This window comes from Microcoleus sp. AT9b-C3 (assembly GCF_036705485.1).
GTDB lineage: Bacteria > Cyanobacteriota > Cyanobacteriia > Cyanobacteriales > Microcoleaceae > Microcoleus.
Window position 1 is genome coordinate 15,959 of sequence record NZ_JAUBUR010000041.1, and the last position, 23,963, is coordinate 39,921.

The 23,963-nt window shown below is 46.0% G+C and carries 19 protein-coding genes; 13 read left to right on the forward strand and 6 right to left on the reverse strand.

From position 1 onward, the window contains the following. The first annotated feature begins 18 nt into the window (after positions 1–18). The 7 genes from QUB77_RS26625 (at position 19) to QUB77_RS26655 (ending at position 11,819) form a co-directional block, all read left to right on the forward strand. Positions 19–4,506 (forward strand): nSTAND1 domain-containing NTPase, encoded by a 4,488-nt coding sequence (locus QUB77_RS26625; RefSeq protein ID WP_333179196.1) that lies wholly within the window; start codon positions 19–21, stop codon positions 4,504–4,506. Between the two features lie 55 nt (positions 4,507–4,561). After that, positions 4,562–5,602, forward strand: coding sequence for a WD40 repeat domain-containing protein (locus QUB77_RS26630; RefSeq protein ID WP_333179198.1), 1,041 nt, complete (start codon positions 4,562–4,564; stop codon positions 5,600–5,602). A gap of 68 nt (positions 5,603–5,670) precedes the next feature. After that, complete coding sequence (locus tag QUB77_RS26635) at positions 5,671–5,886, forward strand: WD40 domain-containing protein (protein ID WP_333179201.1); 216 nt, start codon at positions 5,671–5,673, stop codon at positions 5,884–5,886. 140 nt (positions 5,887–6,026) lie between these two features. Further along, positions 6,027–7,697, forward strand: a complete 1,671-nt coding sequence (locus tag QUB77_RS26640) for a penicillin-insensitive murein endopeptidase (RefSeq protein ID WP_333179204.1) — start codon at positions 6,027–6,029, stop codon at positions 7,695–7,697. A 440-nt stretch (positions 7,698–8,137) separates the two neighbouring features. Next, positions 8,138–9,745: an aminotransferase class I/II-fold pyridoxal phosphate-dependent enzyme gene (locus tag QUB77_RS26645; RefSeq protein ID WP_333179207.1), complete on the forward strand. Its 1,608-nt coding sequence runs from the start codon at positions 8,138–8,140 to the stop codon at positions 9,743–9,745. A 99-nt stretch (positions 9,746–9,844) separates the two neighbouring features. Next, positions 9,845–10,438 (forward strand): precorrin-6Y C5,15-methyltransferase subunit CbiT, encoded by a 594-nt coding sequence (gene cbiT / locus QUB77_RS26650; RefSeq protein ID WP_333179209.1) that lies wholly within the window; start codon positions 9,845–9,847, stop codon positions 10,436–10,438. 463 nt (positions 10,439–10,901) lie between these two features. Beyond that, positions 10,902–11,819 (forward strand): phosphatidate cytidylyltransferase, encoded by a 918-nt coding sequence (locus QUB77_RS26655; RefSeq protein ID WP_333179211.1) that lies wholly within the window; start codon positions 10,902–10,904, stop codon positions 11,817–11,819. Between the two features lie 117 nt (positions 11,820–11,936). Here QUB77_RS26655 and QUB77_RS26660 read toward each other — a convergent pair whose 3' ends face one another. Further along, positions 11,937–12,728: a DUF2993 domain-containing protein gene (locus QUB77_RS26660; RefSeq protein WP_333296146.1), complete on the reverse strand. Its 792-nt coding sequence runs from the start codon at positions 12,726–12,728 to the stop codon at positions 11,937–11,939. A gap of 174 nt (positions 12,729–12,902) precedes the next feature. On the opposite strand from QUB77_RS26660, the gene QUB77_RS26665 reads away from it, so the two are divergent. The 3 genes from QUB77_RS26665 (at position 12,903) to QUB77_RS26675 (ending at position 15,018) form a co-directional block, all read left to right on the forward strand. Further along, positions 12,903–13,160, forward strand: a complete 258-nt coding sequence (locus tag QUB77_RS26665) for a hypothetical protein (protein ID WP_333179215.1) — start codon at positions 12,903–12,905, stop codon at positions 13,158–13,160. A 185-nt stretch (positions 13,161–13,345) separates the two neighbouring features. Then, a complete protein-coding gene (locus QUB77_RS26670) occupies positions 13,346–14,140 on the forward strand; it encodes a pseudouridine synthase (RefSeq protein WP_333179218.1) in 795 nt (264 codons plus the stop codon). Next, positions 14,137–15,018: a RodZ domain-containing protein gene (locus QUB77_RS26675; RefSeq protein ID WP_333179221.1), complete on the forward strand. Its 882-nt coding sequence runs from the start codon at positions 14,137–14,139 to the stop codon at positions 15,016–15,018. Before QUB77_RS26670 ends, QUB77_RS26675 begins: the two co-directional genes overlap by 4 nt. A gap of 393 nt (positions 15,019–15,411) precedes the next feature. Here QUB77_RS26675 and malQ read toward each other — a convergent pair whose 3' ends face one another. Next, positions 15,412–16,920 carry a 4-alpha-glucanotransferase gene (gene malQ / locus QUB77_RS26680; RefSeq protein ID WP_333179224.1) on the reverse strand — a complete coding sequence of 503 codons (1,509 nt, stop codon included), beginning with the start codon at positions 16,918–16,920 and terminating at the stop codon, positions 15,412–15,414. 171 nt (positions 16,921–17,091) lie between these two features. On the opposite strand from malQ, the gene QUB77_RS26685 reads away from it, so the two are divergent. Beyond that, positions 17,092–17,226, forward strand: coding sequence for a hypothetical protein (locus QUB77_RS26685; RefSeq protein ID WP_333179227.1), 135 nt, complete (start codon positions 17,092–17,094; stop codon positions 17,224–17,226). A 164-nt stretch (positions 17,227–17,390) separates the two neighbouring features. Here the strand turns inward: QUB77_RS26685 and QUB77_RS26690 are convergent, their stop codons facing one another. The 4 genes from QUB77_RS26690 to iscB all read right to left on the reverse strand — a co-directional run bounded on the left by QUB77_RS26690 (position 17,391) and on the right by iscB (position 21,720). Next, a complete protein-coding gene (locus tag QUB77_RS26690; RefSeq protein ID WP_333179230.1) occupies positions 17,391–17,516 on the reverse strand; it encodes a photosystem II protein Y in 126 nt (41 codons plus the stop codon). 207 nt (positions 17,517–17,723) lie between these two features. After that, complete coding sequence (locus tag QUB77_RS26695) at positions 17,724–18,482, reverse strand: MinD/ParA family protein (protein WP_333179232.1); 759 nt, start codon at positions 18,480–18,482, stop codon at positions 17,724–17,726. A 74-nt stretch (positions 18,483–18,556) separates the two neighbouring features. Next, a complete protein-coding gene (locus QUB77_RS26700; RefSeq protein ID WP_333179234.1) occupies positions 18,557–20,344 on the reverse strand; it encodes a CHASE2 domain-containing protein in 1,788 nt (595 codons plus the stop codon). 89 nt (positions 20,345–20,433) lie between these two features. Then, positions 20,434–21,720 carry an RNA-guided endonuclease IscB gene (gene iscB / locus QUB77_RS26705; RefSeq protein WP_333179237.1) on the reverse strand — a complete coding sequence of 429 codons (1,287 nt, stop codon included), beginning with the start codon at positions 21,718–21,720 and terminating at the stop codon, positions 20,434–20,436. Positions 21,721–22,295: 575 nt separating this feature from the next. On the opposite strand from iscB, the gene QUB77_RS26710 reads away from it, so the two are divergent. Together QUB77_RS26710 and QUB77_RS26715 are read left to right on the forward strand one after the other, a co-directional pair. After that, the gene (locus QUB77_RS26710; protein WP_333179240.1) at positions 22,296–23,036 is read left to right on the forward strand and encodes a DUF928 domain-containing protein; all 741 of its coding nucleotides are present in this window, start codon (positions 22,296–22,298) and stop codon (positions 23,034–23,036) included. A gap of 142 nt (positions 23,037–23,178) precedes the next feature. Beyond that, complete coding sequence (locus QUB77_RS26715) at positions 23,179–23,913, forward strand: DUF928 domain-containing protein (RefSeq protein WP_333179242.1); 735 nt, start codon at positions 23,179–23,181, stop codon at positions 23,911–23,913. Positions 23,914–23,963 lie beyond the last annotated feature (50 nt).

Here is a 23,963-nt window from a genome sequence, read left to right on the forward strand (position 1 = left end):
AGTCGGGGGAATTAAAGAATGTCGGAGATTAAACGCAGTCTGGCAGTGGTGATTGGTATCGATCGCTATGTTAACAACATTCCCCCGCTGCAAACAGCAGCCAATGATGCTCAAAAACTGGCCAATCTGATCGAGGAAAAGTATCAATACCAAGTTTTGTTACTGTTAGATACAGATGCCACTCTGTCTAATATCAGCGAGCTCTTGGCAGGCTTTGCCGAGAAAATACTTGTTTTTCCAGATGGAAATAAAGTGCAAGTTGCAGCGGACGATCGCATTTTGTTCTACTTTGCGGGACATGGCATCGCCTTGGACGGACTCGACAATGCAGAGGGGCCGGCTGGCTTTTTGATTCCTCAAGATGGTGAACGAGATGATAGCGACACTTGGCTGTCGATGCAGCGATTGCACGATAGCTTAATCCAACTGCCATGTCGCCATTCGTTAATTATTCTGGATTGCTGCTTTGCTGGCACTTTTCGCTGGGCGGCAGTTCATCGGGAGGCGGTGCGATCGCAAAAAGTATATCGCGAACGGTACGCTCGCTACACATCAGGCTGCGCCCAGCAAGTCATTACCTCAGCAGCGCATGATGAAAAAGCTGCCGACTCGCTGTATCGATTTGGACAGCGAAGCGAAAGTTCCAATCACTCTCCCTTTGCAGAACTTTTACTCAAGGCGCTTGAGGGAGAAGCAGACCTTACCAAAGATGGCGTGATTACCGCAACCGAACTCTATGCCTATTTACAATCAGAATTCGGCAAAATAGCAGCTAAACAAACCCCTGGTTTTGCACAGTTAAAACACCATGATAAGGGCGAATATATTTTTATTCTTCCTGGTTTTGACGTTAATCAATTGCCCCCCGCTCCCAAACTCAATGAAAACACCAATCCCTACAAAGGATTACAATCATTTGAAGAAGCAGATAGCGACAAATTCTTTGGCAGACAGGCTTTAAATGAAAAATTAGTTGAATTCGTCGCAGAACATCCCTTAACTGTGGTTCTAGGCGCATCTGGTTCAGGGAAATCTAGCTTAGTAAAAGCGGGATTACTTCCCCAATTGAAAAAAACTCAACCCAACTGGCGCCTCCTCTCTCCTATTCGTCCGGGTGAGTCTCCTTTCAGTGCTTTAAACTCTGCCCTAGGAAACGAAAATTTTTCAGAATCACTTATCTCTAACGAGCTGGTTTCTGACAAAGACTTACAAGAAGCTAGCAGTAGCTCTGTAGGTTTACAAAAAGGACAAATCTTGCAAAGCTTGTTATACAAACTCAGTGCATGGAAAAACGTTAATTCTCACACCAAATTGCTGTTAGTGATTGACCAATTTGAAGAAGTAGTGACTCTCAGTCAAGATAGCCAAGAACAAGAGAAATTTTTAAATTGGTTAGCAAAAGCCTTAGAAACACTCCCGAATTGGTTGCGAATTGTCATAACTTTACGTTCCGATTTTGAACCTCAATTTAGAGATACAGCCTTAAAACCCTATTGGAAAAAATCACGATTTGTTGTTCCCGCCATGACACGGGAAGAATTACGCCAAGCGATTGTCGATCCTGCTGCTGCTAAGGTAATGTATTTTGAACCCGCCACCTTGGTAGAGCAATTAATTGATGAAGTCGCCCAAATGCCCGGAGCACTACCTTTACTTTCTTTCACTCTGAGCGAACTTTATTTTAACTATATTAAAAACGTCAGAGAAGGGCAAAGAAATAATCGGGCAATTACTCAAGAAGACTATGAAGAATTGGGCGGAGTTACACGCAGTCTCACCCAAAGAGCTGACTCGGAATATGAGGAATTAGTTAAAAGCGATCGTGCTTATGCAAAAACCATCCGCCACATCATGCTGCGAATGGTTGCTGTAGGCGGTGGTGAATTAGCTCGCCGGCGGGTATTAGATGAAGAATTAATTTATCCCCAACCGGAAAATCAGCGAGTCCAAACAGCGATCGAGCAATTTTGTGCCGCACGTCTATTAGTAAAAGGACGAGATACCGAAGGCAAAGGTTATGTTGAACCGGCCCACGATGTCTTGATGCGAGGATGGCAAAAACTAATAATTTGGGAACGAGAACATCAAGAAAATTTAATTTTGCAACGGCGGCTAACCCCAGCAGCTATCGAGTGGAAAAAAAAAGAAAAACCGCTGAAATTTCAAGAAAAAATAGAACCAGTTGTTATTTTTTTAGACCGTAGCTTCGTTTATTGTGAAAACTTGTTTTACCAGATGAATGTAACTTTAACTAAACTATGGAAGCACAAACCCAGCCTCCAAAAACGCAGCCAAGACAAACAAGAAGACTTTCTCTGGGATACAAACCCTTATCTGACAGTATTAGACGAACATCTCAAATACGATGAAAATTGGTTTAACGAAGTAGAGGCAGAATTTTTACAGCGCAGCCTCCGCCGCCGACGTAACAACCTCCGCCGCAAAATTAGCCTGATTGCTACAGCCTTTGCTGTGACATTAGGATTTCTCTTTTATCAATGGAATCAAAATCTACAAGCCCAAAGCAGAAGCTTAGCGCTATCGGCTGAACAACTTTTTAGCTCCGAGCGAGAATTAGAGGCTTTGATAGAAGCTTTAAAAGCCCAAAAAATAATGAAACAGGCAGTTTGGGTTTCTTCAAACACGCAGGAGGAGGTTGTGTCAGCCCTGCAATCTGTTATTTATCGCATCAGAGAATCCAATCGCTTGAAAGGTCACAAAGCTCCTATTTATAACATCACTTTTAGTCCTGATAATCAAATTATTGCCTCTGCTAGTGCAGACAATACGATTAAACTTTGGAAAGCAGACGGCACTTTACTCAATACCCTTTCGGGACATACCAACGAAGTTTATAGCATTAGTTTTAGCCCAGACAGTCAAATTATTGCCTCTGCTAGTGCGGACAAGACGATTAAAATTTGGCAAGCCGATGGCACTTTGATTAAGACGCTTTCTCAGCATAAAAATGAGGTTATTAATGTTAGTTTTAGACGGGATGGTCAGATGTTTGCTTCGGCTAGCACTGATGGAACAATTAAGCTTTGGAAACCGGATGGCACTTTGATGAGAAGCATTCAGGATAAAGCGCCGGTTAGTAGTGTTAGTTTTGGTCGAGACGGACAGATGATTGCCTCTGGGAGCGCAGATGGAATGGTTAAGCTTTGGAAACTCGATGGCAGTTTAGTGAAATTTTTTTCGGGTCATAAAGCGCCCGTTATAAGTGTTAGTTTTAGCCCGGATGGTAAGGTTATCGCTTCATCAAGTCAAGACAAGACGGTAAAAATTTGGAAACTTGATGGCACTTTAGTTAAAACTCTTGAGCATAATACTCATATTTTCAAGGTTAGTTTTAGCCCCGATAATCAGTTACTCGTCTCATCGAGTGCTGACAATATTGTTAAAGTTTGGAAACGCGATGGTACTTTGCTGAACACTTTAACTGGACGGAGCCCTTCTTTTAGCCCGGACGGTCAAATGCTTGCCTTTGCCGGCCTCGATCATAGCATTGAAATCTTGAAGTTAAATAATAGCTTACGCCAAACTTTGACTGGCTCGTCGGATATTGTTTTGGGTGTTAGTTTTAGCCAAACAGGTGACATATTGGCTTCAGCAAATGCTAACAGATTGGCTCAACTTTGGAAACGAGATGGCTCTTTATTTAAAACGCTTTCTGGGCATCAAGCGCCGGTTAATAGCGTCAATTTTAGCCCCGACGGTCAAATGATTGCCTCTGCAAGTTTAGATACGAAAGTGAAACTTTGGAAACAAGATGGCAGGTTGCTGAATACTTTTTCTGGTCATCAAGCTCCTGTTGTTAGCGTTGTTTTTAGCCCCGATAGTCAAACAATTGCCTCTGGAAGTTATGATGGCACAGTTAATCTTTGGAAGCCAGATGGTACGTTGCTTAATACTCTACATAGCCGTTTAGTTACTAGCCTGAGTTTTAGTCCTGACAGTAAAACTCTTGCTTCAGCCAGCCTTGATAAGACGGTCAGACTGTGGAAAATGGATGGAACTTTGCTAAATACTATGAAGCATGAGGCTCAGGTTTATAGCGTTAGTTTCAGCCCAAATGGTGAGACTCTTGCCTCGGCTAGCAATGATGGCATGCTTAAAGTTTGGAAAACAGATGGCACTTTGCTCAAAAGCTGGACGGGGCACAGGGTGGCAGCTAATAGTATCAGTTTTAGCCCGGATGGCAAAATATTAGCTTCGACGGGTGACGATAAGACGGTGAAATTCTGGAAACCGGATGGCACTGGGATCGCTACTCTGCCGGGGCATACTGCGCCGGTTCGCAGTCTTAGTTTCAGCCCTGATGGTAAGACTTTGGTATCGGGTAGCGATGATAGGACGATGATTTTGTGGAATTTGGAGGGATTAGAACTCGATGCTTTATTAAAGCATGGTTGCTTTTGGATGCGCGATTATTTCAATAATCCTAATGTCAATCTTAGTAAAGAAGAGCGCGATTTGTGCGATCGCATAAATCGCAGATTTTAGATTGTCAAAGTAGAAGCATCTAAATATTATTCATGGTTAAGGGAGGCAATCAGCTATGGCATTTAAGGCGATATTTCGCCAACAAAAACGGCACAAGTTTTTCAGGGAATTGACTGGGTTTTATAGTTTAGCATTGATATTAGCGTCTTGCTTGACAGGGTGGCAGTGGCGATCGGTAGAAAAAGCGACAATTAAGATGCGTAGTATTGATGCAAATTTACTTTTTAATCAAAAAACAAGATTGCGGTCTTACAGAATTATTCAAGTTCAGGATGTGGCACAGAGCCACCAGATCGATCCCTCGGCAGAGCAACAGCGTTCTGTTTGGAGTGTCGCTTTTAGTCCCGATGGTAAAACCCTCGCTACTGGGAGTTTCGACCAAAGTATCAAATTTTGGGATGTGGCTACTGGCACAGTTATTAAAACTTTCAGAGGCGCTCAGAAAGGAGCTTTGAGTGTGGCTTTTAGTTCGGATGGCAAAACTCTCGCTTCTGCAAGTTTCGACAACTCGATCGAACTCTGGGACATGGCTACTGGTAAATCTATTGACACGTTAACGGGTCATAAAAATTGGGTTTTGAGGATTGCTTTTAGTCCTGATGGTAAAACCCTTGCTTCTGCCAGTAGCGACAAAACTATCAAACTCTGGGATGTGGCTACTGGTAAACTCATTCACACCTTGACCGGTCATCAGAGTTGGGTTGAGAGTTTTACCTTTAGTCCCGATGGTAAAACTCTTGCTTCTGGGAGTAGCGACAAAACTATTAAAGTTTGGGATGTGGTTACGGGTAAACTGCTCCGCGCTTTGACCGATGGCAAGAATTGTGTTTTGAGTATTGCTTTTAGTCCTAATGGTAAAACTCTGGCTGTTGGCAGTTTTGACAACAAAATCATACTGTGGGATCTGGCGGCGGGTCAAATTTTTGCAAGCTTGAGGGGTCATCACCAAGGGGTTTTGAGTATTGCTTTTAGTCCTGATGGCAAAACTCTCGCTTCTGGGAGTTTTGACAACACGATCGGACTCTGGGATGTGGCGACGGGTAAACCGATTCGGGAGCATCTCAATGAAAGCAGCCAAGCCCAAAATTGGAGTTAGGAGTCAGGAGTCAGGAGCCAGGAGAAAAGAGGAAGAAGGAAGGAGCCAGAAGAAGTGTTTTTACAAATATGAGATGCTCCCAACCGATTCAAACTTTGACCGGCCATCAGGACTGGGTTGAGAGTGTCGCCTTTAGCCCTGACGGTAAAATGCTGGCTTCTGGAAGCTGGGATCGGACGATCGCACTTTGGGATGTTGCGGAGGGTAAGCCTGTTCGCACTTTGGCCGATCGCAATCATCAGCCTGTGGGGAAAATCGCTGGTTTTTGGGCGATCGAACTATAGCAATTCTCAAGGATTCGTGAAATGGGTCAGGTATTTGCACGATCGACAAAGCTGAATTTAGTTTTCCGGGATCTAGGGGTTGCGATCGGCTATTACTCAGGAGTCATTATGTTAACCATTCCGTTACCTTGCCATTGGCATTGGCGAAGATCGCCTTCCTAAAAAGCGATCTTGCAACAGAAAAACACACTCTAAAAAGGAAATTAACAATGGTATTAGAAATCAATCGCAACTTACGCTCTAAAACTTGGCAACATAACCATACCCACTGCACGGCACATATTGGTTTTACAGCAGAAGAAATCGAGCAATTCAGTTGGGGAACACGAGGCTTTTTTGAAGAAATGCCGACTAATGGAGATGGCTATGAATGTTACGGAGACAATTGCTATGGTCGTCCCGAAGTGATTCAGGCTCTCCAATATGTCTGTAATGAGTGGGTAAAAAAATATCCTAGACCCCGTATTGGCATCGGAGACATCAGTACAGCAGAAGGGTTAACTCCAGGCCATAGCTCTCATGACAAGGGACTTGATGTTGATATTGCTCTTGTTGCTAACACTGATGAAGAAATTCCTCTCACCTATTACGATAGTAAATACTCGCGCCAACGCACTCAAGAATTGGTAGATTTATTCTACAATAATCCTATTTTGCCTATTAAAACAATTTTGTTCAACGATCCACAAATTACAGGGGTAGAATTTTGGGATGGACATGACGATCACCTTCATGTGAGTTTCCTTTCCCCTGGAATTGATTCAGCCCCCTATAGCAGCGACCAAGACGGGGAGTTGCGTCTGGTGATACCTCCGATGCAGGGAGAACGAGTCGGCAAACTTCAAGAAGATTTAGCAACTGTTGGAATTTCAGTTACAACAGATGGTATCTTTGGCACCGAAACTGATGCCGCCATCCGAAAATTTCAGGCTGAACAAGGCTTGCAGGTTGATGGAATTGCGGGATTTGTAACGCAAACTAAACTGACACAATTAATTTCGGGACAGTCTCGTGCTGTTTCCAGCGAACCATCCGGCCTGAAACTCCAAGACGTGATTGACCAAAAGCAATCGATTCCTTTTGATGATATTCACTCTGGAGTGTTAGTTGAAGATCCACTATTCTGTGCAGAAATTCAAACCATCTTACGCGCTAATCATCTTTTAGAGGTTGTTGATGGGATTTACGGCCCTCAAACGCAAGAAGCCTTAAGAAGTTTTAAAGCCAGTCGTAAACTTGATGGCCCAGATGTGTTAGGGGCAACAACAGCTAAAGCTTTACTCGATGCCAAACCGGGTGCTGGATTATTACCTGATTGGAAAGGCGGTGATAAAAATGCGACGGTTGAGGCAATTGTTAAAGAAGCTCATCGCCAAGGGATTACGTCTCAATCTCAAATTGCTTACATTCTCGCAACCGTTGAACATGAAACAGCAGACAGTTTCCAACCCGTCAAGGAATCGTATTATTTGGGTGAACCTGAAGGGGAGAACCACCGCCAAACTCTGCGCTATTATCCGTTTTACGGACGGGGGTACGTGCAACTGACCTGGGATTACAATTATCGGAAATATTCTGATGTGTTAGGCCTAGATTTGGTTAACGAGCCCGATCTTGTCATGCGTGCCGAGATCGCACTCTTTATCCTGGTTGATGGTATGAAATTCGGTGTGTTTACGGGTATCACACTGGATGACTGTATTTCTGGCAACGACGTGGACTTTATTAAAGCACGTCAAATCATTAATTGGACTGACCATGCAGAGCTGATTGCACAATATGCAATGAATTGGAAAAACCAATTAGGGTAGAGTTTTGGGCGATCGCAAATCAACAATCTACTTTGAATTTAAGCTTGACTTTGATATCTATTGGGTCAAGCTATTAAAGCGTCTTGGTAGTTTGTGACTGTAGTGCGCGCTCGCCCAAAACTTCCTCACAACAGTAAGCTGAAAAATAGCCGCAGACTATGGTAGGATTTTGTGCTGTCACTGAAACCACAGCCGCTACACAAACCATAAGTAAAGCAGTAGCCAGGATTTTCAACTGTTTGGGATCATACTTAAGCAGTCGATGTTAAGTCATTTTAGAGAAGTTTGAAATTGAGACGGTGTTGCTTGTGGGCGAGTGCAAGGAAAAAGGAAGCAGTCGATGCGATCGCAAAATTTCCAGCAATGGTTTCAGCAATTAATCACGTCCCGTGAAACCTCGGCAGTTGCTATAATTCCAAATATTCAAATCAGGATTAAGCGTGTCACCAGCAAACTCTCAACCACAAACGCCTCTATTAGATGCCTTGCGCGATCGCACAAATCACCCGCACGCCCCATTCTATGCCCCCGGACATAAACGCGGACAAGGAATATCTCAACCCCTAATTGACTTATTCGGTGCAGCAGTATTTCGATCGGATTTGCCGGAATTGCCGGAATTAGATAATCTCTTTAACCCAGAAGGTGCAATTGCCGAATCTCAAGAATTAGCCGCCGAAGCTTTTGGAGCCAAATCAACTCGGTTTTTGGCTAACGGTTCGACTTGCGGAATTATCGCCGCCATCTTAGCAACTTGCGGCCCAGGAGATAAAATTATCCTACCTCGAAATATCCACTCCTCGGCGATTTCTGGTTTAATTTTATCGGGTGCAATTCCAATTTTTGTCAATCCAGAGTACCACCCTGATTGGGATATTGCCAACAGCATCACCCCAGAAGCCACAGCCGCAGCCCTAGAACAACATCCCGACGCGAAAGCAGTAATGATAGTTTACCCAACCTATCACGGCGTCTGCGGAGATTTGCGGGCGATCGCCCAAATTACCCATCAATACAACATACCGTTATTAGTAGACGAAGCCCACGGCGCGCACTTTAACTTTCATCCAAACTTGCCAGAACCGGCACTATCAGCCGGCGCCGATTTAACAGTACAATCAATCCACAAAACCCTCGGTGCAATGACACAAGCATCGATGCTGCACGTCAAGGGCGATCGCATAGATATCCAAAAATTAAATAGAGCATTGCAGCTAGTACAATCTACCAGTCCGAGTTACTTATTATTAGCATCCCTAGACGCAGCCCGCCAACAAATCGCACTTCACGGCAAAGAATTAATGGCGCAAACTTTACAGCTAGCAGAAAAAGCGCGATCGCGCATCAGTCAAATTCCTGGCTTATCAGTTTTAGAACCGTTAAATACACCGGGTTTTGCAGCATTAGACCGAACGAGGCTAACCGTAAAAGTATCCGATTTAGGAATCACAGGATTTGCAGCCGATGAAATTTTGCACTCTCAACTCGGTGTCACGGCAGAATTACCAATGCCGCAACATTTAACATTTATTATCAGCTTGGGAAATACAGAATCAGATATTGACAATTTAGTTAAAGCTTTTACGATTTTAGAAGGAAGAAGGAAGTTCGGCAACGGATTCTGTAACGGATGTAACGGATGTAACGGATGTCAGGAAGAAGGAAGTTCGGCAACGGATTCTGTAACGGATGTAACGGATGTTAGGAAGAAGGAAGAAGTCCGAAAGAAGAAGTCCGAGAGAAGAAGTCCGATGTCCGAGGGAAGATTTGCCCAATCTCCCACTCTCCCACTCTCCCCCTCTCCCCCTCTCCTCTCCCCCCGCGAGGCTTTCTTTTTCCCAGCGGAAACAGTACCTGCCGACAAAGCAGTCGATCGCCTGTGCGCCGAGCTCATCTGTCCCTATCCCCCAGGAATACCAGTCCTGATGCCCGGTGAAATAATTACCCCAGCAGCCGTTGACTACCTGCAACAAATCCTGGCCGTCGGCGGAAAAATCACAGGTTGCAGCGATCCCGGCCTCCAAACTCTCAAGGTTGTGCGACAGTAAATATTAAGGCTTGGGGGAAATTGGGAGAATTTCTACTTCTTCCGCGAGTTCCAACTGCCGTCTTGCTTCAATCAAAAATCAAAAATCAAAAATATAACTATGCTTTGGCCCTACGTCACTCCAGGCATCCCGGATGACTTATTTGAACGTTTACCGGGAATTCCCATGAGTAAGCGAGAAGTCCGACTGCTGTTAATCTCCCACCTACGGCTGCAAGCAGATTCAGTGGTGTGGGACATCGGTGCAGGTACTGGTACGATCGCCGTAGAAACAGGTTTGCTGTGTCCCAAAGGTCGGATTATCGCCGTCGAAAGGGACGAAGAAGTAGCAAGCTTGATTCGCAGAAATTGCGATCGATTCGAGCTCAACAACGTAGAAGTCATAGAAGGCAGTGCCCCGGAATGCCTTGCCAACCTGCCCCAACCCCCCCACCGAGTCTGCATCGAAGGAGGTCGCCCGATTAAAGCGATTCTCCAAGAAGTCTGGCGGTACTTGCAACCCCACGGTAGAGTTGTCGCCACAGCCTCGAATTTAGAAAATCTTTACGCCCTTTCTGAAGGGTTCGCCGAGTTGCAAGTCCGCAACATCGAGGTAGTCCAGTCCGCCGTCAACCGCTTGGAGACTCGCGGCCTGAGTCAAACCTTTGCCGCCGTCAATCCCATATTTATTCTCAGCGGCGAAAAGCTGGATTAGAAGTTAATTGACAGTTGACAGTTGACAGTTGACAGTTAACTTTAACCTGGTTCCTCGGCAGAGCCTGGGAATACATACCCAATGCCCCATGCCCTATGCCCTATGCCCCTTCCTAAATGTAATTCTTAATCTTTTTTAAGTTCACTTAACCTTCATACTTAGAATAAGGGCGACCATAGCTGGATTGACCCCCTGAGTTGAGATTTTGGCTCATCGCCAGTTGGGTATTCGGCTTGGCTGTGCAAGGGAGGAAACCGTACCATAACAATCCTTACATCCTTGCGTCGAATGACACCGCCCAAAAACGGGTACAAGCCGCCGACAATCGTCGTGAACCACCCAAAATTTTAGACCCTACTTCAATCTCCCAGATTCATCTGTGGAGTAAATCTAGAATCTAAAATCTAAAATCTAAAATCTAAAATCGAGTGATCCACCGCCGTCTGCAAGAGAAATTCATTTTATGCCTTGGTCTCGTATCCTGAGTGGAATAGTTGCGATCGCCCTTGCTTTGGGAATGATTATTCTGGGCGGATGGTACTTCACCGTCGGCTTTGGAGTCATCGTCTACCTAGGTCAATTGGAATATTTTCAATTAGCCAGGGCTAAAGGCATTGCACCCGCTGCCAAAACTACCTTAGCAGTCAGTCAAGGTCTGTTAATTACTGCTGCCCTAGCACCGCAACTCGTAGATGCCATGTTCCCCTTAGCGGGAACCTTAATCTGTTTCTACCTGTTATTCCAACCTAAATTATCGACGATCGCCGATATTGCCTCCTCAGTTTTAGGATTGTTCTACGGCGGTTATTTGCCCAGCTATTGGGTACGGCTGCGAGTCGGCCTCGACCCCGGCAATCTTGCTACAACCCAACTTTCGCAAGCAGTAGCAAGCAATTTGCCGGTTAACATTTACCCCTCCCCGTCTTGGACAAATTCCAGCCACATATCTTTAGGATTGACTTCGCTGCTGCTGGCTTTCTTCTGCATCTGGGCCGCTGACATTGGGGCTTATTTTGTCGGCAAATTCTTCGGGCGCACTAGCCTATCCCACATCAGCCCCAAAAAGACCGTTGAAGGTGCTGTATTTGGAGTTTGCGGCAGCATCGCCGTGGCCGTCGCTGGGTCTTGGTATTTACACTGGCCGGGGTGGCCGTATACTGGGGCTGCTTTTGGTCTGTTGATTGGGGTTGCTAGCCTGTTGGGAGATTTAACTGAGTCGATGATGAAGCGAGACGCCGGTGTTAAGGATTCGGGACAGTTGATCCCCGGTCACGGTGGCATTCTCGATCGCACCGACAGTTATGTTTTTACCGCGCCGTTAGTCTACTATTTTGTCACTTTACTGTTGCCCGCGATCGACTCTTTTTTAATTAATCGGTAATTGGGAATTGGGGATTGGGAATTGGGCGTGGGGAATTGGGCGTGGGGTATGTATTCCCAGGCTCTACCGAGGAACCAGGTTAAAGTCAACTGTCAACTGTCAACTGTTAACTGTTAATTAAGGCAAAACTCTAATACCTCCCCGACAAACAATCTCCCCCGGACTCAAAATCAACTCTTCTATCTCAACTTCCGGCCCAAAATCAATTTTAAAACCATTGAAATCACTGCTCTTTAATTCTCCATCCATTTCTATTTCTGGTGATTCAAACATCAATTCGCGACCGCTGGCTATCCGCAAACCAGTCCGCAATACCAAAGGAATTTGCCTACCGCCAGCGCGCAAAATTGTCGCCGAAAGCGTTAACAAACCCGCCTCTATTACAATCTGCGAATTTTGCAACTTCAGCGACTGTTCCCTATCTGCCAGTGGCAGCATTGGCAGCAGAAATTCGCTTAAAGCCTCAGCAAGTAAAGGCGCTTTCAGCGACGCATTCAAATCCGCTTGGCTAAGCCTCAAAACGCCTGCCACGGGAACGGATTCCAGGAGGCGCAGGGGTTGGCCTTTGAGAGCTTGACCGAGGTTGATGCGAATGCCACAGCCCTCTATGGCAACTTCAGTTAGGTGTAATCCTTTATACACAGCACCGCTCGCGGCAGCCGTGACTTTGGGGATCGCACCGCTAAAGATTTGTCGATCGCTCCCCTCAATTTTCACCTTCAACTCGTCCACCTGCTGAACTTGCGATCGCAGCCACAACTGCACCGCCGGAGACAGCACCGCACTCGCGATCCGGCTGCCTGGACTCGGCGAAGGTTTCCCCGGCTCCTCGCCAAGATTAACAGTCCCACCAGAGCCACCAGCCCCATCTCTATTGTCAAATTGAAGAGAGTTTCGATCGACAGTCATAAACAATTTCAGAATATAAACCTTAATATTCAAGCACAGAAATTTAACTAAAACTTGCACATCCTCCCTCAAAAACCCGGTTTCTGCACAGATATACGGCTGTCAACCTCTGATTTTCCTGAGAAACCGGGTTGATGAAAACAAGTCCGATTAACTCGAAAATCAAGCAGAAATTTGCCATCAGCAACGCCAGAAGCAGAAAAAATCTCACCTTTCGCCCCTTGGGATCTTTGGGTAGTTCACGAGTTGTGCGATCCCGATGAAAAATTCGCGATCGAGCGTATAAATTTAACCAGGAGTACGGGATTTATGGTAGTGTTGGTTTATGGTCGGGTCAGACCCACACCTTTCAAACCGGGCGCAAACCAACGGTGCAAACCTGTGCCTGCCACGAGTCTTTTCCTCGTAGTTTTTGCACAGCATTCAGGGTAATGCCATCAGGACAATCTGCACCGGGCACAAGGAAAATCTGTGCCAGGCTGGGCGTCCTGTAATAATTGGTCAGCATTATAATTTATTCCCAATCAGGAATTGAGCATTGCTAGTACGGTTAATCAATTAACCGTGTCGTGTTTCCTCCCCACCGTTCGCTCGTTGGGGATTTCCACACTCCCGTCATGTCTGATGAAAGGCTGCAAAAAATCCTCGCCCAGTGGGGCATTGCCTCTCGCCGTCTTGCAGAACAGATGATTGTAGCTGGACGAGTCCGAGTTAATGGCAATATTGTTCGCTTAGGAGAAAAAGCGAATCCCGATCGCGATCTCATCCAAGTCGATGGAGTCCCGGTAAAGCCAACGGATCGACCCGCAAAGGTCTATCTGTTGCTCAACAAACCGGCAGGCGTAGTTTCTACTTGCAGCGATCCAAGATCCCGATCGAAAGTTCTCGACTTGCTGCCACCCCAACTGCGCTCCGGTCAAGGCATCCACCCCGTAGGACGCTTAGATGCAGATTCCACCGGCGCCCTCTTGCTGACCAATGATGGTAAGCTGACATTTTGTTTGACCCATCCGCGTCACTCGATCGCCAAAACTTATCAGGTTTGGGTACTGGGCGATCCCCCGGAACCCATACTACAAAAGTGGCGTCACGGCATCATCTTGTCCGGCAGAAAAACTTTGCCCGCGAAAGTTAAAGTTATCGATCGCGCGCGAGACGAAACTCTGTTAGAAGTCATTCTATCAGAAGGCAGAAACCGACAGATTCGGCGAACAGCCGAGCTGTTGGGATATCCCGTGGTGCGCCTGCACCGCACAGCCATTGGCCCGATTCAATTGCAGCGGCCCGGTGCGCCAATATTGCCACCAGGCTGCTGCCGACCCCTAGAAGATGCGGAAATTATTTATTTATGGAATCTAGTCAACCTAACATCAATAAGCGTGCCAGTAAATTCCCAGGAGCACAGCATATGACAAAGAATTTATTGTTTTTATTCTTCAAAACCACTAAGCAGAAACGGCACTCCCAAGAGCCAGAAACAGCTCAGAAGAAGCTAGAGGAAATTGGAACTCAACTCCGTCAGTACCGCGAACAGCAGTCGATTTGTTTGGACAAAGTAGCCGTGGTAACAATGATTCGGCGGAATCTGCTGCAAGCCATCGAGGACGGTCAACTCGACCAACTTCCCGAACCAGTCTACACTCAGGGTTTGATCAAGCGCTACGCTGAAGCAATGGGTTTGGACGGAACTCAGTTTGCCGACTTTTTCCCGATCGAACCGCCGGCTCGATCGAGAACCAAGCTATCCTGGCAAGATGGGCCTCAGTTGCGGCCGATGCACCTATACCTCTTTTACACATTTCTAATTATCTGTTCGGTCAATGTCTTATCTCAGTTGATGAGCGGTTCTGTTACGGCAAAAAACGGTGTCGGCACCGAAGAACTAGCGCTTGGGCAGCAAGAACAAGCCCGTTTAGCTGCTGAGGCATCGAGTTCCTCAAAAAATCAGAAACCGGATAGTTACGAGGCTGTCGAAGCAGCAAGAACCGGTCAAAATTTAAATCAATCTGGCAATAAACCAGTGATGGTTAGCGTCACTTTTAAAGCAGAATCCTGGATGCAGGTTGAAGTCGATGGTAAAACAGAGTTTGAGGGAACTTTGCCGAGCGGGACTGTTCGCACCTGGGGGGCTCAAAAGCAATTGGTAGTGGTAGCAGGTAACGCCGGCGGGGTAATGGTTGCTGTTAATAACGGACAAGCCGAACAACTCGGAGCTCCTGGAGTCGCCAAAGAAGTTGTTTTTAAAGCAAGCGAACTCAAGCCTTCAGCACCGCCCAAGAATGAAGGTTGAGTGTTAATGGGTAATTGTTAAGGGATAATAGGTAATAGCGGGCAGCCCCCAGCTTTTAATTAGAATGTCCCTCTTGATTCACTCATTACCAATTACCCCTTACCCATTAATAATTACCAATTAGCTCAATTCCCGTTGCATCGGAATAGTCAAATCCAGTCAACAGTCAACAATCAGGGATGGATAATGCAACCGGAATTGAGCTAATTCATCTGCGTTAATCTGTGTTTATCTGCCCTCATCTGCGGTTAAAAAAAGAGAATTTATCGGGCTGCAGATGACAAGGGATTGACGCTGATTCACGCGCTTGTCGAGAATAGAGATAGGAATAATTCCGATGCTAACAGATTTGATATTACCCATTAACAATTACCAACTACCCCTTACCGACGATCAATTTTTATGGGGAGCGCGGCCTGAAATGTAAGTCATGCTTTTGAGCTGATCGCGCACTTCCCAATTCAAAGCTTCGGGTCGATACCGCCATCCCCAATTTCCCTCTGGTTTCCCCGGAAAATTCATCCGCGCGTCTGTACCCAAACCCAACAAGTCTTGATACGGCACAATTGCCAAATTAGCAACAGACATCCAACCCATGCGGATTAAAGACCAGTGAATTCCTTGGGGATCGATGCAGCCCAAATAACGATAAACGTCATCTCTTTCGTAGTGTTGCAGTTGATTGAACCATCCGACAGTGGTGTCGTTGTCGTGAGTGCCGGTGTAAACTACACAGTTGCGATCGTAATTGAAAGGCAAAAAAGGCTCGCCCGGGCCTGAGTTAAAAGCAAACTGCAAAATCTTCATTCCCGGAAACTCGTATCGATCGCGCAAAGCTTCCACTTCTGGAGTAATTACCCCTAAATCCTCAGCGATAATCGGCAAGTTGCCAAACTTTTCGTTAATTAGATCCAACAAAGCTGTTCCAGGCGCTTTAATCCACTCTCCGTACATAGCAGTTTCTTGCCCGCGCTTCACCGCCCAGTAAGCTTCAAATCCTCGAAAGTGGTCGATCCGAGTCACGTCTACATAAGAGAAAATTGCTTCAAAACGCTGCACCCACCACTCAAAATTAGTTGCTTGCAACTTCTCCCAATTGTATACCGGGTTGCCCCACAATTGACCTGTATTGCTGAAGTAATCAGGGGGAACTCCGGCCATTAAAGCTGCTTCTCCGGTGGCTTCATCCAAGCAGAATATTTCTGGATGAGACCACACATCCGCGCTATCGTGAGCTACATAAATCGGAATATCGCCAATAATTTTAATCTCCCGCAGGTTAGCATAGCGTTTCAACTCCGTCCACTGGCGAAAAAACTCAAACTGGACGTATTTGTAGTAATAAATCTCAGCATTTAGCTGCTGGCGCCACTTCTCTAGAGAATCGGGTTCTCGACGGGCAATTTCTGGTTCCCAATTGTTCCAGCTAACACCGCCAAAGTGATCTTTTAGTGCCATAAATAAGGCATAATCTTCCAGCCAATTCTCTTTGCTTTCGCAAAAACCTGAGAATTCTTTTTGCTGGATCGGGGATGCTTTGGCTTTGAAGTTTTCGCAAGCTTTTTTGACCAAAGGCACTTTCAGGGCGATCGCTCGATCGAAGTCTACATAATCCAGGGGAAATTCTGGCAAATTAGCTAAGTCTTCATCTGCGAGCAATTGCTGGTCCCGCAGCAGTTCTGGGTTGATCAGCAGCGGATTTCCCGCCATTGCTGAATAGCACGAATAAGGAGAATTGCCGTATCCTGTCGGCCCCAGCGGCAATACCTGCCAGTATTGCTGGTCGCTCTCAACTAAAAAGTCAATAAAGCGATATGCTTCCATTCCCATGTCCCCAATGCCAAATCGACTGGGAAAGGATGTGGGGTGGAGTAGCATGCCGCTCGATCGGGGAAAAAGCATAATCTATCTAAAGATATAGGAATTTAACATTGACAATTTGACCTATGTTCCCTACCCGTTAAACTTCGCAGTTTTTAGGGCGATTGTTAGGGCAAATACTTTTGTGATTGTCTCATATTTTCTGCGATAACGTGCTTACCCCATATTTTTATGGAACTATACTCAGAAGTTATGAGTAGATTTCAAAACATCAAAATCCGAACTTACACGATCGCCCTGCTTTCACAGCTAGGTTTTTTTACCCAGGCTGGTTTGCTGCAACAAAGTATTTTGCTTGAGGGTACCCGGTTTCTGCTTAATTTTTAAATCTAACTTTTCTTTTGCTTTGGCTCCATCTCTCTGCAGTCGTAAATTGCCCGCCAAAAATCAGCCATCACTTAAGCCGAGCCAATGCACAAATAAGCCGGCTGTTTTTGTATCTCAAAAAACAGTCGGCTGCGGAATTACCTGAAAAGAGGCTGAGTTTAAGTTTAAGCTTGCTTGTTCAACATTTTCTGCACTTGTTTGAGAGCTATACTGCCGATGTTGTAAGCAGCCCAGCCGCCCGCCAACAATACGGGCATCAATACTATTAGTATGCGGAAGTCAAAATCCATGAGTTCTCCTCCTAAAGTTTTTTAACAAATTCTCATAATCTATTTGTATCTCATTTTGTCGCCATTCTCCTGACTCTTTAACCAAATATTGTCGCCTTTAAAAGTTCCTCTGCCACTGGCAGCCGGATACGCAGGAGGACATCGCTCCGCAAGAATTGAGAGCGAAAGCGAAACCCCTGGGCGGGCGATCGGCCTTCGCTGCACCAATTATGCCACAATCTGTTTCGCAATCCCTTCCACAACCTTAGTTAGAGGGTCGTTAGGGAAGTGCAGCGCAAACACTCCCTTGCTGGCGAGCAGCATCATCTGGTCGCTGTGGGGCAGCACCCCTGCAACTGGGATGTTGTAGATACTCTCTACTTGCTGCTTCAAATCCTCGAAATCCAGGGATTCTGGGGCTTTGTTGATCGTCATCAAAATCTTGGGAACTTCTAATTTGCGGGCCACATCTACCGTGACAGCCGTTCCCTGAAAATCTTGCTGATCCGGACGCAGAATCAGCAGCAGGATGTCGGAAATGGTTATGCTGAGGAGGGTTTCTTCGTTGAGCCCCGGGTGCGTGTCTATAAATAGGTAGTCTAAGTCCAGAACCTCGATCAGTTCTTGAAAGCCGTCGGTAAGCAGTCCCACGTCGTAGCCTTCGCGCAAAACTCGCGCTATCTCCCCTGCTTTAATGCTCGAAGGAATCAGGTAGAGGTTGCCGTTAGTGGCTAATTTTGGCAGCAGCGAACTCACATTGTAGGCCGTATCCCCGATCGGACACCGGCCCCACAGGTAATCGTTCAGGCACTGATCCATGTTGCTCTCGCTGAAACCGAACAGCACGTGAATCCCCGGTGATTGAATGTCTGTGTCCACAATGGCGACCCGATTTCCGCCGCGAGCGATAATAGATGCCAGGTTTGCTGTCGTGTTCGATTTGCCAGTTCCGCCCCGGTAAGAGTGGACAGAGATGATTTTGGACATGATCTGCGTATTAGGGTAAGAAACGGCGAGAACCCATTATGATGCAATTCTCAATGATGCAGTCGAGTTGTCTATCATTCTTCCTTGCCCCCCAAATCCTCCTTATCTGTTAAACTATCAATTTTTTCATCTTTTATCATCTTTTGGGCGCCCCTGCGCTGCCGCATCTGTTTGGCTTTGGTTTGCAAATCGCTGAACTCGTCATCAGGTTTAGTTTCGGCTGAACTAGCACTGCCGCCGGCATCGATCGCACCCGTTGGAGAGCCGCTTTCCGATTCAGTCACGGCGGCGCGCTGCTTCTGCTGTTTGGCTTTTTCCTGCAACTGAGCTAGGTATTCGTCTGTCTGACTTTCGGCCTTGGGAAGGTCTGGAGTACTTGCTGTTATTTCTTGGGGTTCGGAAGGTGTTTTTTCAGAGGTTTCTTGTTTGCTAATCCTGAGTTTATCTTTCTTTTGCTGCAATTCTTTAAAGAAATCAGATTCTGTGATTTCTGCGACTTGCTGTTCTTTTTTGGCTTGGTCTATTTCGATTTTGAAAACTTGTTTTACTCGATCGCTAATTGCTTTCCCGTATCCGGCTTTATTAAATCTCTCTGCTGATACAATGCTACCGCCAGTTAAGATTAATGCTAAGGCTGGCGCTGCCACAGGCACCCACCCTCCCAACAGAAAAATCCCAAAGCCGATCGCGCAGCACCCGGACAGCATTGCCGCGAATGTCACCGTCAACTTCGCTGGGTGAGCCATCCGCGATGCCAAGGTTCCTCCGACAATTGACCATCCCGAAATCCACAGGATTTCTGCCCATTCCGGCCAAAACCATAACATCGGTCTGTTGTCTAAAACTGCACTCAAAATTTGGCTGACTACTTGTGCGTGTGCCACGATCCCCGGCATGAATTGGTTGCTTTTCTGTCGCCCACTGTAAGGAGTATAAAATAAATCTTTAACGGTTTCTGTGGTGTAACCGATGAGCACTATTTTATCTTTAACTAAATTAGGGTCAACTTTCCCTTCTAAAACATCCGTAATTCTGACTTGGTTGGCAACTTGTCGCCTGGAACGATAGTTAATTAATATTTGATATCCCCTAACCTCGGTATTTGTGTATCCTCCGTCATTGCTTGCTAGTTGTTTTAATTGGGTTTTTCCCAGCCATAAAGATTGATCGGGTGCCAGGTGGGGATAAATTTTTTGCCCTTGCAGGTAGCGGAGTGCTAGCTGGAGGTTGAAGGAAGCTAAAACTTGAGAATTGTCATTGCAAAGATGTTTTTGGCCCGAGGAGTTGCCCTCAATTGTCGGCGGTTTCATAAATAATAAAGCCTTGCGGAGTATGCCACCGGCATCGACTCCGAAATCTGCAAATCCCACCCGGTTTTGTGGCAGCCCCGGCGCCGGCGGAGAACCGGGATTATCCGGGCTGCCGTCGGTGACTAAACATACCCCGATAATGCGATCGCTTTTTTGTAAAATTTTGGTTAATTCCTCCCGCCCGTCTCCTAAAGGTACGTCTCGCAGTACATCTAAACCGATGACTGCCGGCTGCATTTTGTCAAGTTTTTGTAAGATTTCAGCTATTTTGCGATCGGATATCGGCCACTGTTGCAGTTTCTGAATGTCTGCTTCGGTAATCCCCACAACTAGCAAACGCGGGTCTGGCTGTTCATCGGGACGCCACCTCACCATTTGGTCGTAAGCGCTTAATTCTAATGGTTCGAGTATTCCTAGCTGTCGGGCTCCCATCAAGGATAATGTTACTGCCGCGCTGGCAATTAATACAGACTTAGCCAATGCTAGTGATGGTTTATACATTTGACTCAATTGAGCCACTGCCGATCGAATTTTATTAGATATTTTACTCATAGAAAACTCACGGGAGATTGGAAACGAGCGTGGCTTTAGCCCTGGGAGGAAAAGGGACACGGGGTACCAAGCGTGTCCCCTCAATACTCTTAAAATCCATAGTTATACCCATCTTTTTGATGAATAGAAAAACAATATTTGTGATTGATTCCTTGAATTAATCCCTGGACTGCTGACACATTAAAACTACCAGATGAGCGAACAGCGACCCTACCTGTATAAGTTCCAACCTTCTTGCCCGAAGTAACAACGGCTTTTACAATGTCGCCTGTCTGGAAACCTTTGACGAACTTGAATCTAGGAACATACCGAGAAGGAAGCCCAAACTTATCTGTGCGACACATCTGCCTTGAACCATGCCCCGTCGCTTTGAAGTTTAGGGGCTGATTTGCTAGTACAGAAATAGAGGGCGTATCACCAACGCAAGCAGCATCAAAGAAGTGGGTTTTTGGTAATTCCAACCGTATGCGGTTGAATTTGGTTAACCCACCAGAACCCGTGGCAATCACTTTACCTGTTTCTTCTAGGCGATTAAACAAAGCCCATCGGGTTGAGTTGACAGCAGAGGCATCTTTTAATGGGCGCTTGGCTTGTGGCAAGATTTTCCTCAAAACATCAGGCTTTTTTGCTAGGAATATCTTGATATCCTGAGTACCTTTCTGGGTATTGCAAGGCTCACAAGCTAAACACAAATTAGATACCCTGTTAGTTCCACCCGACGCCCTAGGCTGAATATGCTCGACCTGTAGCGGTACATTTTCTCCGCCACAGTAAGCACATCGCCTGTCCCATTTATTGAGCAGATACTCACGGACTTCGTAACCAGCTAATACAACCTGCTGGTACTCGACCCCTGAGATTTCTGGACTTTGTATCTGCTGTAGATCGAATCTGACTAATTCTTGAAAGATTGTTCTGATTGGTGCAAGTCTTGATAGTTTGTTGGCCCAAGTTAAGGTTGTTTCTACACGGTGTCGAAGGCTAGGAGCCAACCAACCTTTGGGACGTGTCCGGTTTAGAAATCTCGTTTGACGATACCTTGTGTGCCGACTTCTGCGACCGCGCCGTAGGGAACGACGTGAATCTAGCGATGCCTTAATTGCTTGACCGCGATGGGTTAATTGGGCTACCCAAATTAGATCAGAACCTAAAATTATAGCTAATCCAGTAACTTTTGAACCGGGGTCAATTTTTAAGATCATGGCTGGCGGATCGTCAGCTACCTCCTTCCTCAAAATTATTGTGAAAGGGTACAGCCTGAAAACTTTAGCTTTACCAACCTTTAACAGTTTACGTGCTAATGATGGTTTGCATGGTGTTAGTGGTTTGTGTTTGGTATCTAGAACAAAGACGTAGTTGGGTTTTAGGATAGACATTGTTGTGTCTCTTCGATTTCTCGTAATGTTAGCTTCGCCAAAGTGTTGAGGGCTTGTTAGGTTTGCAGCACTGTTCCTGTTACCTTAAAACTGTTTAACTGCAAACGACAGAGCAGGAGACTAGCTACGCATCCACTGGTGTCGTAACCCCCGAAACGGAGTTAATTAAAACTTAGGCTGGTAAGCACGGCTTCAGTTTGTTTGCTGAAGCCCCGTGTCTTTAGACCGGGGTTGCTTACTATCCCAGCATAAAAGTTTGACTCGTTTCTGGAACAGCAGTTGTTTCACCTTTCCCCCCTGCTGGAGACTTCCTCCATCTTAGAACACTCGGAAACTCCGACCGCTTTGTTACAAAAATTTACAGTACGTGGCGAGTAACTGTATCTAATGATACTTGCGATTTAGGCAGCCTGATTTTTCCGACAGAGAATCCCCTTGCCACTCGAATTAATAAATGTTATTGATGATATGTCAAGGTATAAATTGTGTATCTGCGCCCTCGACTAGCATCTCAAAAATATTTGTCGCCATCAGCGAATGCCTGTGTTTGCAATTATAGTGAAAGGTACAACAAAATGAAACGTTTTCTACATCGGGCTACACTTGCGGTCGCCGTATCTGCGATCGCAGCTACTGTACCCAGTTCACTTGCACCGATGCGCGCACAATCCCAGCCGCTTCTGCTGAGTCAAAATGTTAATTTCAAGCCTCCCGACGTAACAGCCCCCCCCAACCGACAAGGAGGGACACATCGCGGCAACAAGCTTTGTCCAGCGGGTTTATCTATTACTCCTTTAGTGCCTCCAACTAATATCGGTTTAACCCTAACAGATTCTCCCACAATTTTTGTCTATATTCCTAACACCTCGCCCGAAATAGAGTTTACTGTACTCAACGAAAAGGAGGACAAAGTGGTCTACGAAAAAACCTTTAAAGTTGACAAATCCGGGATTGTTGGAGTTACCATTCCTGCTACCGTGGACAACAACAAATCCCTTGAAGTTGGTAAGCGATATGTGTGGTCATTTTCGCTCGTTTGCGACCCCGAAGACCGAGCTGCGGATTTAGTTGTTAAAGGTTTCGTGCAGCGAATTGAACCGCAGGCAACTCTCAAGAGCGATTTGGCAAATCCCGACCCGATGACTAGGCTCAACGTTTATGCTCAAAATGGGATTTGGTACGAAACTCTCGCTACTTTAGCCCAAATGCGGCGTCAGACACCGGGGGATGTGAAGCTGACAGCCAAGTGGACGCAATTATTGCAGTCCCAAGGACTGGAATCTGTTGCAGCTCAACCACTGGTTGCGCCTCTTTAAATCTCGCTATTTCTGAAAATTTTGTCGGTCTGCCGATGGGGATGTGAAAATTGACCCATTTACTCGATCGCGCCCGGAGGTAAAACTCCGGGTTAACATTTAGATATGCAATCTATAAATATTTCTACAAGTGGGTGGAAAAATGAAACGTTTTATACATTTTACTGCACTGGCGATGACTGTATTGGCGATCGCCGTTACTCTCCCCAGTTTGCTTACACCGATGCAGGCTGTGCCTGCACCCATTCTGCTGAGTCAGAATGTTAATTTCACACCCCCAGATGTAACAGCCCCCGACAACCGGCAAGGGGGGACGCATCGAGGCTGTAAGTTAGGGGATGGTTTATTCATTACTCCCTTAATACCTGAAAGCAATATTGGTTTAACGCTAACAGAATCGCCAACATTTTTTGTATATATTTCTCAACCCGCAGCTCAAGTAGAGTTTGTTTTGCTAAACGAAGATGAATCAGAAGTAGTCTACGAAACTACTATCAAAAATGACAAAGCCGGAATTTTTGGAGTTAGGCTTTCTGAGAAAGACCAGACAAAAAATATTGAGGTTGGTAAGCGATATGTGTGGTCGTTTGCACTAGCCTGCGATCCTCTGGAGCGTTCTGGAGATTATATTGTTAAAGGATGGATGCAGCGAATTGAACCCCAGGCAAATCTCAAGAAGGATTTGGCAAATCCCGACCCTATGGCTAAGGTGATTGCTTATGCTAAAAATGGGATTTGGTACGAGACTATTGCTACTCTAGCCGAAATGCGGCGCCTCGCACCCAATGATGCGCGGCTGACGACCGAGTGGACGCAATTGTTGCAGTCCCAAGGACTAGAATCGATTGCCGCTCAACCGCTAGTTCAGTCTTTTTAATAACGATTGTTCTCCAATCATTGCTGAGTGTTTGCACAGTCAATTCTTCA